The following is a 12,177-nucleotide window of genomic DNA, read 5'->3' on the forward strand; positions in this document are numbered from 1 at the left end:
TATCAGTTGCCCTTTTTCTAAACGACTTTAAGTTTGTATTGCAATTTACCGAGTACATAAACTTTTTTAGCGACGCGTTCTGTGACCTAGCTTCTGATTTGTGCTTCCCAAATGGATACAATATATATGCACCCCGTGCAATAAAGTGAAAAGGGAAAGACATGAAAACGCTTATTTATGAAACGTTGATTAGCCTTGCTAACCAAGAACCAGAACAACATGCAAGAATCCGACAAAATCTCTATGAACAGTTGGATCTGCCGTTCGATAAGCAGCTGGCTTTGTATTCTTGTGCCCTTGGTCCTGCAAGTTCAGGCAAGTTGGAGAGCAGTCAAGGCATTAACAACGCGGTAGATTGCGCGGTTAAACTGCTTGAAACTCCTGAGCGCTAATTCACTCGTTGTTTTAATCACGGCCCGAACCCCAAGGGCCGTTTTTAATTGCGGTTAAATTGATTTCAACGTCGTTATTACTCTGCTCTTTCCGCTAGCACTTCTTTGAATGCAAACATGCCGTTTAATGCCGCGGGAAAACCTGCGTAGACGGACATCTGCAAAATGATCTCTTTAATCTCATCCTCGCTACAGCCTACATTCAGCGCTGCATTTAAGTGCACTTTTAGTTGCGGCGCGCAATTCCCCATTGCCGTTAGCGCGGCGACGGTTGCGATTTCTCTCGATTTTAGGTCTAAGCCCGGGCGAGCATAAATATCGCCAAACGGATACTCAATGGTGTACTGAGCTAAATCTGGACAAATATCTTGTAAGGTTTCGATGACATTATGACCAGCGTCGCCATCAATTTGAGAGAGTAGTTCTAATCCTTTGTTAAAGCGTGATTGTTCCATCGGTATGTTCCTAGTGAATAAACGTAAACACACCTTAATCGTTAGAGTTAACTCTAAGTCAACGAACTTTTCCGCTTTTATACAAGGCAATTTTTTCTTCTAGAGCCGATAAGTGCTTTTTCTGTTGCTCAATGTGGCGTTTGAGGTTTTCTTGGTGTTGTTCTAACAGGGCTTGACGTTGTGGTACAGATTGAGAGCCGACTTCCCTTAATTTGGCATACTCTAGAATCTCTTCAAGTGGCATTGCAGTTTCTTTTAAACGCTTAACAAAGCTTATCCAGTTTAGATCTTTCGAACTATACATTCGATGTCCACTCGCGTTTCTATGGACATGTTTAAGTAAACCGATTTTTTATAGTATCGAAGAGTATGAGCAGATAGCCCGACGAGGTCAGAAAATTCTTTGATATTCATTATTATCCTCCAAGGTAGAGCATACCCCATAGAGATAAGCTAAGTTTCGCATTTTGAAGTCATTTCGGGACAGATACAAACAGAAATCTTTAGTCTTTTAACGCTAGGTATGGTGATTTACTGGATTTTTGAAACGCGCCAAACGTGATCCACCTGCCAGTTTCGTTTTATTAACAATTGATTACTAAACGGGTTGGCTTGGCTATTTTTATCCTTTGGGCCTATTTAGGGCGTACATAGGTCTTATGTTTTATCTTTTTAAATTGAAGTTTTTGTTAATTAAAACAATGTTTTAGGTTTGTGTTGGGCTATTTGGGTTGTATGTTGTGTGCCCGTTATTCACTCAGAACGATTTATCGCTGTGCAATGGATGAGTCGCTACGCCTTCGATTTCAGCCTTGAGTTAGTGCTAAAAGGGTGAGTGCCTCTGATGAATAGCTTTTATAATTTCGATTATTGAATTCACTCACAAAAAATGCAAACAAGTAATCGTGAGTGGAAACGAGCAGGAGAACAACATGAGTGGCTCACAGGAAACACAATCATTCGGTGCAAACGTTATCTTACATGCGTTTGATTGGAAGTATGCTGACATTGCCCAACGAGCAAAAGAAATCCGCGAGCTTGGTTATGGCTCTGTGTTGGTTTCGCCACCAATGAAAAGCGCACACGATGAGCGCTGGTGGCAGCGTTATCAACCACAAGATTATCGTGTTATCGATAATGCCTTGGGTGATACCAAAGATTTTATTCATATGGTTCGTGAACTGGAGCAAGTTGGTGTGTGGGTTTATGCCGACGTAGTGTTTAACCATATGGCAAATGAGGCCCACCTTCGCAGAGACCTTCAGTACCCAAGACAAGAGGTCTTGGAGGAATACCAGAACGACAAACAGAAATATCAGTCGCTAGCGTTGTTTGGCGATCTATCTCAACCACTTTTTGATGAAGAGGACTTTGTTGAAGCATTCGGCATCAAAGACTGGAAAGATAAGTGGCAGGTTCAAAACGGACGTATCACAGGTGGGCCAACCGATCCTGGCTTGCCAACTCTTCGTGTTTGTGACCATGTAGTTGAGCAGCAGCGAGCGTACCTAAAGGCGCTGAAAGCTATTGGTGTGAAAGGTTTTCGTATTGACGCTGCGAAACACATGACGTTAGAGCATCTTAAGCGTGTTTGGACAGACGACATCACGCGGGATGTGCATATATTTGGTGAAATTATTACCGATGGCGGTGCGACGGAAGAAGAGTATCAGCTGTTTCTTGAGCCGTATCTACAGGAAACTCGCCTAGGTGCGTACGATTTCCCTTTGTTCTCAACCATGTTTAAGGCGTTTGCTAAAAAGGGTAGCTTCAAGTCTCTGATTGATCCCTATTGTTTTGGTCAGGCTCTGTCCCCCGGTCGTGCGATTACATTTGCTATCACACATGATATTCCTAACAATGATGTCTTTCTTGAGCTCATCATGGACGAGGAAAACGAATGGTTAGCTTATGCCTATATTCTAGGCCGAGATGGTGGTGTGCCGTTGATTTATACCGACTTAAACACTAGCGGTATTAAAGGTAAAAATGGTCAGCCAAGATGGCAGGGTGCATGGAGCGATCCGAGAATGGCAAAAATGATCCAGTTCCATAATATGACGCATGGCGAGCCGATGAGTGTTCTTGAAGGTAACGATGACATGCTCGTACTTAAGCGAGGTGACAAAGGTATTGTGGTGCTTAATAAATCACAGCGTCAACAGTCTTTGACATTAAAAATCGATGGTGATTGGGTTGATTTGATGACAGAACAAATCATTCCAACTGAAGGTAAGTTAATCGTACCATCTAAGTCGTCAATGTTACTCGTCGCGAACTAGAAGATGTACACACCGAGGTTAGCAATTTCGGTGTGTATGTTTTTCATCGTCATTCACGTTCTGCTGAAATTCAATATAAACTCCAACTCTCTCGTTTTTGCTAGAAATTTATGAGCACTCGTTAACGCAACATTCTGCTTTTAAAAAACCAATTACGTCATCTAAGCACTGATATTCTGCAACACAAAAAAGGGTTCTACCCTCACGGCGCTGGGTGAGAAGACCGGCTGAAGCAAGGCTAGAGATATGATGAGAGAGAGTGGATGCTGGAATGCCAAGCTTTTCTTGTACGCCGCCTACCGCGATACCTTTGTATCCCGCTTTGACGACTTCTTTGTAAATACTTAAACGAGTCGGATGCCCTAACTCTTTTAGTGCTTTAGCAACGGCTTCAAGCTCCATACTGACCTCTAAAGAATGACCACAGTAATTTTGTTTCGATAATAGGGAAAGTCTCAGTAAATGCCAACTATTACGATCTCAGAACAATTTAAATCAGGTGAGATTCATACTGGCTCATGCCTTCATGGCAACAATTGTCTGTTCTAATGAGACAGATCAATCTTCATTATTATTTCACGCCACGTTCAAAATCCCTCGTCTACACTCAATGTTGAGTTGTCAGTTGGCAGACCAAGGAGGCGGCCATGATTGCGGTTCATAGAGATTATTGTTTGTCTAACAGTTCGGAGTTACATGCCCACGTTAAAGTCAATCCTGTCGGTAAATTAGAAGTTGAGATTGTTGAACTTCAAGAGCGCCACACCACAGAGTTTGATGATTTGTCTTTTGAGAGTCGTGGGTGTGAAACTCGAATCTGTGGTAAAGAAGACACAACTCCGTGGCAGTTCAATCTTGCAGTTACTGATGCGTTAGAGCTTTCTCATTTAGTGGAAGAAGCAAACGAAGAGTATGAGATTTTAATGAATGATCTTATGTAATATCGAGAAGATCATTTTATCCTGCACGGCGTGTGGCTCTGTACTGAAAAAATAAAAACCTCCCAAGCGGGAGGTTTTTAATATGGAGTGCGTTATCGTTGGATAGGCTCTTCTCTTGGTGGTGTTAGCTCTTGGACGTTATCTTCATTAAAGTCATCGGCGTAACCTTTAGGTGGCGGTGTCCAACCACGTTCTGACCGCGATAGTTTGTGATGACGATCTTTTTGCATCTCTTCCGCCATTTTCTCCTCTAACTGAATAAACAGTTGTCGGAAATTGTTGTCATAGCGTTCACCTTCAGAATCATCTTCCCAAGCTTTGTAAAGTATTTCTGACTTACGTGCTTCAACACGCTTATATGTCGCCTTCTGTTGTTCAACAAAGAAGGGGTGAATGCCAAGGGCTTTCATTGTGTGACCGCCCATCTCCAATGCAGAATGGTAGGTCTCTGATTCAATAATATCAGCCCCCGCTTGACGCAAAAGATAGCCATGTCCACGGTCAAAGGCACGTGCAATCACTGTTACTTTTGGGTACGTGTGCTTAACGTACTTCACCAGTTCTACACTCGATTCTTGGTTATCAATCGCCACAACCAACGCAGCGGCGTGCTCAATGCCGGCTGTATGTAGCATATCTGGTCGAGTCGCGTCGCCAAAATAGGCGCGAGTGCCAATCTGGCGCATGTTATCGACTTGGTCAGATTGATGGTCAAGTACCACGGTAGTCACGCCGTTTGATACCAATAGGCGATTCACTATTTGTCCAAAGCGGCCGATGCCGGCGATGATCACCGTGCCTGTTTCCTCAATCGTATCGCTTTCGCGTTCATTTGACTGGCTTTCAAAGCGCGGCAGAATCACTCTATCAAACAGAATAAACAAACCTGGTGTCAGGAACATCGAAATCGCAACCACTAACGCAAGAGTTTGTGAGAGTTCAAATGGGATGACGTGGTTTTGCACTGAAAAGCTTAGAAGCACAAAGCCGAATTCACCTGCTTGAGCCAAGCTTAGGGTAAACAGCCAGCGGTTGCTGCCTTTCACCCTAAATATCAGTGCAAGAATAAACAGCACCAAGGCTTTCAAAACCATCACGCCAATGGTCAATGCCATGACCAACCAGAAATCACCAAAAAGGACCGAGAAGTTGATCCCTGCGCCAACGGTAATAAAGAACAGACCTAACAATAGACCTTTAAATGGTTCGATATTGGATTCTAACTCGTGGCGGAATTCACTGTTCGCCAATACAACGCCAGCCAAGAAGGTTCCTAAGGCAGGAGATAAGCCCACTAAACTCATTAGTGCAGCGATACCAATGACAAGCATGAGTGCAGTTGCGGTAAAGATTTCTCGCAAACCAGAGCTAGCCACATAATTGAGCAGAGGTCGACTTAAAAAGTGTCCACCAACGACGACGATTGCAATCGATGCTGTGATTACGATGCCGTATGCCCAGCCTGGCAATCCCGCAACGAGGCTTAATTCTTCATGGTGCGCTGCGGCTGTTTGAGCCGCGGACTGTGCCTGTTCAATTAATTCAGGTAAGGCCAATAGAGGAATGAACGCCAACATTGGTATCACTGCAATATCTTGAAAAAGCAACACGGAGAAAGCGTTTTGTCCACCTTCCGTCTTCGTTAATCCTTTTTCGCTAAAAGTTTGCAAAACAATCGCAGTAGAAGAGAGGGCGAAGATCAAACCTATGGCTAAGGCTATGGTCCAAGGCTGGTCAAAGTACAAGGCAATACCCATAATCGCCGCGACGGTACCACCGACTTGCAGACCTCCTAAACCCATTAAGCGATTGCGCATCGCCCACAACATTTTGGGTTCGAGCTCTAAACCAACGAGAAACAGCATCATCACCACGCCAAACTCGGCAAAGTGCTGGATTGTTGTTGTTTCTTCACCGACTAAACCGATAATTGGGCCAATGACCACACCTGCGATGAGATAGCCTAAAACGGACCCAAGTCCCAAACGCTTAGCAAGTGGGACTGCAATTACAGCAGCAATCAAATATACGAAGGCTTGTAAGAATATCCCTGTCATGAAGCCTCCTTAATGAGCTCTGGCAATGCGCTGTTAAGCTTGATTAATGACGCCGCAGCTTCAACATCCAACCTATCTTCGACTAAAGCTGTTAGCAGGCTCTTGTACCGCTCAACATGACGAGGGATTCGCCCTTCTTCATCTGCTGTACGTGCGCCAAACATCGCGAGAGGGGCAATGTAGTTCATGCCGGTCAGTGCGGACATTTGTTCAATAGGCGCAAGCAGTTGACGAATCGTAAAGTGGTTGTAGCCTTCTGCCTTATAAGCTTCTTCTTTACCCCCTGCAGACAGCACACAAAGCATGGTCTTACCTTGCAGTGCTGTGCCATCTGTACCGTAAGCAAAGCCATATTCCAAAACCAGATCTTGCCACTCTTTTAAAATCGCAGGCGTTGAATACCAATATAGTGGGAATTGGAAAATCACCACGTCATGCTCACGTAAGCGTTGCTGCTCACGGTCGATATTAATATCGAAACGAGGGTATTCGCCATAGAGATCAACACATGTCACGCCTTCAATTTTTTGAGCTTCTTTGAAAAGTGGAGTATTCACTTCTGAACGATGCTGGGAAGGATGAGCAAAGAGAATGAGTACTTTTTTATTTGCCATAGGGATCCTTGCTATCTAAATAACCATGCCCAGTAGGAGCGCGGGTTGGTTAGAAAATGTAACTCATAAATGATCGCCAAGCTAGTTTGGAAAACGGTTTAAGCTGTTTCAATATCAATAAAAAACCACCAAATAAATTGGTGGTTTTGGGAAGCGTTACGTTTTACTAATCATGAATAGGGACGACTAGAATATCCACCGGTGACTTGTTAATTAAGTGTCTGGAGTAAGAAATAATCTTGCTCCAGAAATCTTGGTGGTGACCACAAATCAGAAGATCCACTTCTTGCTCTTTAATGGTGACCTCTAATTTATCAGCCAAGTCGCCAGTACCTACGAAGAAATGTTTAAGTGGGTAATCCATGTAATCACTAAATGTTTTTAAACATTCCATTGAATGCTCATTCAACGGCCTTTGCTCCGGGTTTTCTTTGATGTCTACAAGCTCACGATAGATTTCTCCGTGCGTACCATCAATATGAATAAAGGAGATATCGGAGTCGAGATAGTTTGCCATTGATACCGCTCTGTCGATAAGCACGGTGCTTTCATCTGACAGTTCGAGTGCAACAAGGATATGTTTGTATTTCATAACCACGCCCTTATGTGGATTATCTTTACTCTAAGCATAGTATGGCTTGGATAAAAATTGTGTTGCTAAGATCTCGAAATTGTTCAAAGACTTGTTAAAAAGTTAATGTGATATAACAACTTACTGTGAAACTTTCTTTTTGTTCACATTTGGTTAGAAAGCTTGCTTTTTGAACAAAAAAGCGGCTACACTCTGTGCATCATTTCTCTAGGAGATTACGCCAACATGAAGAACTAAACCTGTCATCCATATTTTTACTTATTTTTTGGATCTGCAGGGTTAGTAGGCGTAGCTCACTTTCCGATATTTCTTTGCAACAAGACGACTTTTTGATTTGACGTATATCGTCGAGCTTTACATAGAGCTTAATGCGTTTGTGCACGCGTTTTGTTGCCATTTCAAATCATAGCTACGGCTGTTGTCCCTGTCATACAGGAGGCAAATTATGCCAGTTTTACAAGCTTTTAATGTTAGCCATCAGTTTGATAATGGCGATACGCTATTCCAGTCTATTTCTTGTTCCATGACTAAACGACGTGTTGGTTTGGTTGGGCGCAATGGCATCGGCAAGTCGCTTTTGGCTTCCATTTTAGCGGGAGAAATTCAGCCTGCCAGCGGTGTTGTGACTGCTCCCTCTTCTTTCATGATGTATCGCCAGCAGCCGTCTGATCTGCTTTCAGGTCAGCAATCGATCGCCCAATTTCTGGGAACAGACTCGGCCTTACATGCTTTGAAGCAGATTGAACAAGGTGATGTTTCTGAACATTGGTTCGAACTGGTTGGCGAACAGTGGGATATTGAACTGAAACTCAAACAGCAGCTTGCTGCGATGGGCTTGCCGCAAGACCCTGATTTCTCTTGTGCTCGGCTCAGTGGTGGTCAGTTGGCGCGTTTGCAGTTATGGCAGTTATTTGAAAACGAAACGGATCTTTTGATTCTCGATGAGCCATCCAATCACCTCGATACCGAGGCGAAACAATGGCTGATAGAGTCTATGACGCATTTCAGCGGTGCGATTTTACTCATCAGTCACGATCGTGAGCTGCTGCGAGAGATGGAGGAAATTTGGGAGCTATCGGGCCTAGGTTTACAGGCTTTTGGTGGAAATTACGATGTGTACGCCGAGAAAAAACGCACTGAACTGCAAGCGGTCGAGAGGCAGTTAGCGCAAGTCGATAAACAGAAAAAACGGTTAGCCGAGCAAGCCCAGAAAAATCGCGAAAAAGCAGACCAACGCGCCGCGCAAGGGAACAAACTGCGCAAAGACGGCAGTCAGCCCAAAATTTTGCTTGATGGAAAAAAGGATAGCGCGACCGCCAGCGCTTCAAATCGCAATAAGAATGAGCAACTCAGACAAGCGCATTTACAAGCCAAAGAACAGGCGTTGCAATCGCGACATGAGCAACTCAAGGCGCAAAAGCTTTATCTTACAGATAATCCGAACCGTTCGCGAAAAGTGTTGTCGATACAAGAAGGTATATTACCTTTTGGGAATTCTACGCCTATCACGTTGCAGATTTTTGCGAACGACAAAGTCCATCTCAAAGGGAGAAATGGCTGCGGAAAATCAACCTTGTTAAAGACGTTGCTTGGCGAGTTATCGTTGCAGAGTGGTGAGTTGCAAGTGAATACGCCTTTGTATTATCTCGACCAACATTTTGGTGCAGTGAATCCAAATCTTTCGTTACTTGAGAACGTAATGGAGAGCTGCCAAGAGATGACGGAAAGTGAAGCGAGGACCTTATTGGCCGGGATCGGTTTTCGTCGAGATGCAGTGTTTCGATTGGGGCGCCTACTGAGCGGTGGCGAGAAGATGAAGCTCGCGATGCTGATAGTCAGCCACCAAAATTCTCAGCCTTTGCTGCTGCTTGATGAACCAGATAACCATCTCGACCTCGAGTCAAAAATAATGCTTAGTCAGGCGTTAAATGTATACAAAGGTGGATTTGTTCTGATTAGTCACGACCAAGATTTCGCTTCCGAGTCTGGGGTTTTGCGCCAAATCGAGCTGACTTAGACGAAAGAGAGTAAACGCCATCGTGGCTCTTCAGTATTGTTCCCAAGTTCTACACTTCCACTTACTAGTTTGTAGAACTGGAAGGAAATGAGGGAGTTAGGATGGCTTTCACAACTCGTTTAATGAAATTAGATTCATTTTGTCGATATATAGTAGAGTTCTGATGTATTGCACAAAAAGACAACAGAAAAATAAAAAGGAATTTCATGAAAAAGAACACCCTAGCACTCACAACGGCTCTCGCACTCGGAAGTGTGTTGTCTGTGGCGTATGCAAATGAAGCGGCGCAATCGTCGGTTGAACAGGTAACCCCGAAAACCATCACGTATCCAACCACACAAAAAGTGGATGTTGTCGATGACTACTTTGGTACAAAAGTGAGTGATCCTTATCGCTGGTTGGAAGACGATCTCAGCCCAGAAACCGCAGAATGGGTTAAGGCACAAAATGCAGTGACGTTTGATTATCTGTCGAAAATCCCTTACCGCGAGCAGATTGAAGAGCGCATTACTAAGCTCATGGATTACGAAAAGCAAAGCCAACCGTTCAAAGAGGGTAAGTTCACTTATTTCTACAAAAATGACGGGCTACAAAACCAAGATGTGCTTTATCGGAAGTTAGGTGATGGCGAAGCAGAAATTTTCCTCGATCCAAATACTTTTAGTGAAGATGGCACCACATCGTTAGCGGGAGTGAGCTTTTCACGTGATGGTTCTTTGGTTGCATACAGCATTTCGGAAGGCGGTAGCGATTGGCGCAAAGTCATTGTGTTAGACACAGAAACCAAAAAGCCCGTCGGCGAAACGCTGGTGGATATTAAGTTCAGTGGCATCAGTTGGCTCGGCAATCAAGGTTTCTATTACTCAAGTTATGACAAGCCAAAAGGGAGTGAACTTTCCGCGAAGACAGACCAACACAAGCTCTACTTTCATAAACTTGGAACGAAACAAAGTGAAGACCAATTAATTTTCGGTGGTGTAAAGGACGAAAAGTATCGCTACGTTGGGGGTTACACGTCGGAAGATGAACGCTACTTGTTTATCTCAGCCAGCGTATCGACGTCGGGTAACAAACTGTTCTTCAAAGACCTGAGTAAGCCAAATAGCCCGCTGAAAACCATTTTAGATAACACCAGTTCTGATACTTGGGTGATAGACAACCAAGGCACGAAACTGTACTTGGTTACGAACCTTAATGCGCCGAACAAACGCGTCGTGACGGTGGATGCGAGTCAGCCGCAGCCCAAAAACTGGAAAGATGTGATTCCTGAAACAAAGAACGTGTTACGTGTTTCTACCGCGGGTGGCAATTTGTTTGCGAGCTATATTGTTGATGCGATCTCGATGGTGAAGCAATACGACATGAACGGCAAACTCATCCGAGAAATCAAATTGCCTGATATTGGCAGCGCATACGGTTTCTCGGGGAAAAAAGAAGAAACCGAAGTCTACTATTCTTTCACCAACTACAAGATGCCAAGCACGACCTATCGTCTGAACATCAAAGACGGTGATAGCGAGGTGTACTACAAATCTAAAGCGCCATTTGATCCTGCTTTGTATGAATCTCGCCAGGTGTTTTACACCTCAAAAGACGGAACAAAAGTGCCGATGATCATCACCTATAAAAAAGGGACACCGATGGACGGCAGTGCACCAACCATCCTATATGGTTATGGCGGTTTCAACATTAGCCTCACGCCATCTTTTAGCCCGACACGTGCAGCTTGGTTAGAGCTTGGTGGTGTTTACGCGGTAGCGAACATTCGTGGTGGTGGGGAATATGGCAAAGAATGGCACAACGCTGGCATTCAAATGCAAAAGCAAAATGTGTTTGATGACTTTATTGCTGCGGCTGAATTCCTAATTGATGAAAAGGTAACGTCATCAAACAAGTTAGCCATTAACGGTGGATCGAATGGTGGCTTGTTAGTAGGGGCCGTTATGACGCAACGTCCAGAGCTGTTTAAAGTGGCGCTGCCAGCAGTCGGCGTACTGGATATGCTGCGTTACCATACTTTTACCGCAGGTGCTGGTTGGGCGTATGACTACGGCACGGCAGAGCAAAGTAAAGAGATGTTCCAATATCTGAAAAGTTATTCGCCGGTGCACAATGTAAAAGCAGGGGTGGAATACCCAGCAACATTGATTACAACCGGTGATCATGATGACCGTGTTGTTCCTGCTCACTCATACAAATTTGCTGCTGAGTTGCAATCGAAGCAAGCGGGTTCAAATCCGACCTTAATTCGCATCGAAACCAATGCAGGACATGGTGCAGGCACACCAACGCGTAAAATAATTGAGACAAATGCAGATATTTATAGTTTTGCACTGTTCAATATGGGAATAGAGAAACTGCAATAGTGCGAATTGTTTGCGTTTTAGTTATCGAAACGCATCGGCGCTTTATCGCTCGATAATAAAAGGGAATCACAGAGAGTGATTCCCTTTTTATTTATTATAGGCCTACTATTCTAATCTGATGCTAGGCTAATCAAACTAAGGTTTTTAAATTATTATAATGTTCTAATTAATCTGAAGAGTGTTGTACGATCGAAATGAAACATTGATCGCGATCACCTAAATCCATTGCACTCTCTATTTATATGGTAAAATTAATTAATCATTTGTTCTAATGATAATTTAATTTTCATAAGTTTTAATATTTCCTTCTTCATTGGTATTACCAAATTTCAAGTTATATAAGATATAAGTAGCGGTGATTGAACTTTTACGATGCTTTATTTTATTTTAATTAAAACGTCGAATGTTTCGTCATTATTGAATTTGCTTTGATAATTTATGTTATCCAAAGCGAGTTGTGT

Annotated in this window: 11 protein-coding genes and 1 pseudogene; 5 read left to right on the plus strand and 7 right to left on the minus strand. The window is 43.6% G+C overall.

From position 1 onward, the window contains the following. Nucleotides 1-161: 161 nt before the first annotated feature. Complete coding sequence (locus R7Q47_RS02545) at nt 162-392, plus strand: PAS factor family protein (RefSeq protein ID WP_005375384.1); 231 nt, start codon at nt 162-164, stop codon at nt 390-392. A 77-nt stretch (nt 393-469) separates the two neighbouring features. On the opposite strand, the gene R7Q47_RS02550 is transcribed toward R7Q47_RS02545, so the two are convergent. The 3 genes and pseudogenes from R7Q47_RS02550 to R7Q47_RS26870 all read right to left on the minus strand — a co-directional run. Beyond that, the gene (locus tag R7Q47_RS02550) at nt 470-847 is read right to left on the minus strand and encodes a carboxymuconolactone decarboxylase family protein (protein WP_005375385.1); all 378 of its coding nucleotides are present in this window, start codon (nt 845-847) and stop codon (nt 470-472) included. Between the two features lie 58 nt (nt 848-905). Beyond that, nucleotides 906-1,151: a MerR family DNA-binding protein gene (locus R7Q47_RS02555; protein ID WP_411912866.1), complete on the minus strand. Its 246-nt coding sequence runs from the start codon at nt 1,149-1,151 to the stop codon at nt 906-908. After that, nucleotides 1,125-1,291, minus strand: a pseudogene (locus R7Q47_RS26870) (MerR family DNA-binding transcriptional regulator); the annotation flags it as partial. The gene R7Q47_RS02555 and the pseudogene R7Q47_RS26870, both read right to left, overlap by 27 nt. 488 nt (nt 1,292-1,779) lie before the next feature. Here R7Q47_RS26870 and R7Q47_RS02560 point away from each other — a divergent pair. Beyond that, entirely contained in the window at nt 1,780-3,129 is a 1,350-nt protein-coding gene (locus R7Q47_RS02560; protein WP_248486203.1) for an alpha-amylase family protein, read from the plus strand. 108 nt (nt 3,130-3,237) lie between these two features. Here the strand turns inward: R7Q47_RS02560 and R7Q47_RS02565 are convergent, their stop codons facing one another. Then, nucleotides 3,238-3,531: an ArsR/SmtB family transcription factor gene (locus R7Q47_RS02565; RefSeq protein ID WP_005375388.1), complete on the minus strand. Its 294-nt coding sequence runs from the start codon at nt 3,529-3,531 to the stop codon at nt 3,238-3,240. A 245-nt stretch (nt 3,532-3,776) separates the two neighbouring features. Between R7Q47_RS02565 and R7Q47_RS02570 the strand changes: the two genes are divergently transcribed. Then, on the plus strand, nt 3,777-4,070 hold the full coding sequence (locus R7Q47_RS02570) for a hypothetical protein (RefSeq protein ID WP_005375389.1): 294 nt from the start codon (nt 3,777-3,779) through the stop codon (nt 4,068-4,070). A 92-nt stretch (nt 4,071-4,162) separates the two neighbouring features. Here the strand turns inward: R7Q47_RS02570 and R7Q47_RS02575 are convergent, their stop codons facing one another. From R7Q47_RS02575 to R7Q47_RS02585, 3 genes are all read right to left on the minus strand, one after another. Continuing rightward, entirely contained in the window at nt 4,163-6,127 is a 1,965-nt protein-coding gene (locus R7Q47_RS02575; RefSeq protein ID WP_248486205.1) for a monovalent cation:proton antiporter-2 (CPA2) family protein, read from the minus strand. Next, nucleotides 6,124-6,741 (minus strand): NAD(P)H-dependent oxidoreductase, encoded by a 618-nt coding sequence (locus tag R7Q47_RS02580; protein WP_005375391.1) that lies wholly within the window; start codon nt 6,739-6,741, stop codon nt 6,124-6,126. Before R7Q47_RS02580 ends, R7Q47_RS02575 begins: the two co-directional genes overlap by 4 nt. A 166-nt stretch (nt 6,742-6,907) precedes the next feature. Next, nucleotides 6,908-7,333 (minus strand): universal stress protein, encoded by a 426-nt coding sequence (locus tag R7Q47_RS02585; RefSeq protein ID WP_318088578.1) that lies wholly within the window; start codon nt 7,331-7,333, stop codon nt 6,908-6,910. A gap of 445 nt (nt 7,334-7,778) precedes the next feature. Here R7Q47_RS02585 and R7Q47_RS02590 point away from each other — a divergent pair, with 445 nt between their 5' ends. Together R7Q47_RS02590 and R7Q47_RS02595 are read left to right on the plus strand one after the other, a co-directional pair. Next, entirely contained in the window at nt 7,779-9,350 is a 1,572-nt protein-coding gene (locus tag R7Q47_RS02590) for an ATP-binding cassette domain-containing protein (RefSeq protein ID WP_033906795.1), read from the plus strand. Nucleotides 9,351-9,556: 206 nt separating this feature from the next. Beyond that, nucleotides 9,557-11,716: a prolyl oligopeptidase family serine peptidase gene (locus tag R7Q47_RS02595; protein ID WP_054577082.1), complete on the plus strand. Its 2,160-nt coding sequence runs from the start codon at nt 9,557-9,559 to the stop codon at nt 11,714-11,716. Nucleotides 11,717-12,177 lie beyond the last annotated feature (461 nt).

This window comes from Vibrio sp. Vb0349 (assembly GCF_033338975.1).

Excerpts from the sequence above, each read along its gene's own strand:
- R7Q47_RS02595 (WP_054577082.1), top strand. The coding sequence starts at position 9,557 with ATGAAAAAGAACACCCTAGCACTCACAACGGCTCTCGCACTCGGAAGT.
- R7Q47_RS02585 (WP_318088578.1), bottom strand. The coding sequence starts at position 7,333 with ATGAAATACAAACATATCCTTGTTGCACTCGAACTGTCAGATGAAAGC.
- R7Q47_RS02565 (WP_005375388.1), bottom strand. The coding sequence starts at position 3,531 with ATGGAGCTTGAAGCCGTTGCTAAAGCACTAAAAGAGTTAGGGCATCCG.
- R7Q47_RS02580 (WP_005375391.1), bottom strand. The coding sequence starts at position 6,741 with ATGGCAAATAAAAAAGTACTCATTCTCTTTGCTCATCCTTCCCAGCAT.
- R7Q47_RS02555 (WP_411912866.1), bottom strand. The coding sequence starts at position 1,151 with ATGTATAGTTCGAAAGATCTAAACTGGATAAGCTTTGTTAAGCGTTTA.
- R7Q47_RS02575 (WP_248486205.1), bottom strand. The coding sequence starts at position 6,127 with ATGACAGGGATATTCTTACAAGCCTTCGTATATTTGATTGCTGCTGTA.
- R7Q47_RS02560 (WP_248486203.1), top strand. The coding sequence starts at position 1,780 with ATGAGTGGCTCACAGGAAACACAATCATTCGGTGCAAACGTTATCTTA.
- R7Q47_RS02590 (WP_033906795.1), top strand. The coding sequence starts at position 7,779 with ATGCCAGTTTTACAAGCTTTTAATGTTAGCCATCAGTTTGATAATGGC.
- R7Q47_RS02545 (WP_005375384.1), top strand. The coding sequence starts at position 162 with ATGAAAACGCTTATTTATGAAACGTTGATTAGCCTTGCTAACCAAGAA.
- R7Q47_RS02550 (WP_005375385.1), bottom strand. The coding sequence starts at position 847 with ATGGAACAATCACGCTTTAACAAAGGATTAGAACTACTCTCTCAAATT.
- R7Q47_RS02570 (WP_005375389.1), top strand. The coding sequence starts at position 3,777 with ATGATTGCGGTTCATAGAGATTATTGTTTGTCTAACAGTTCGGAGTTA.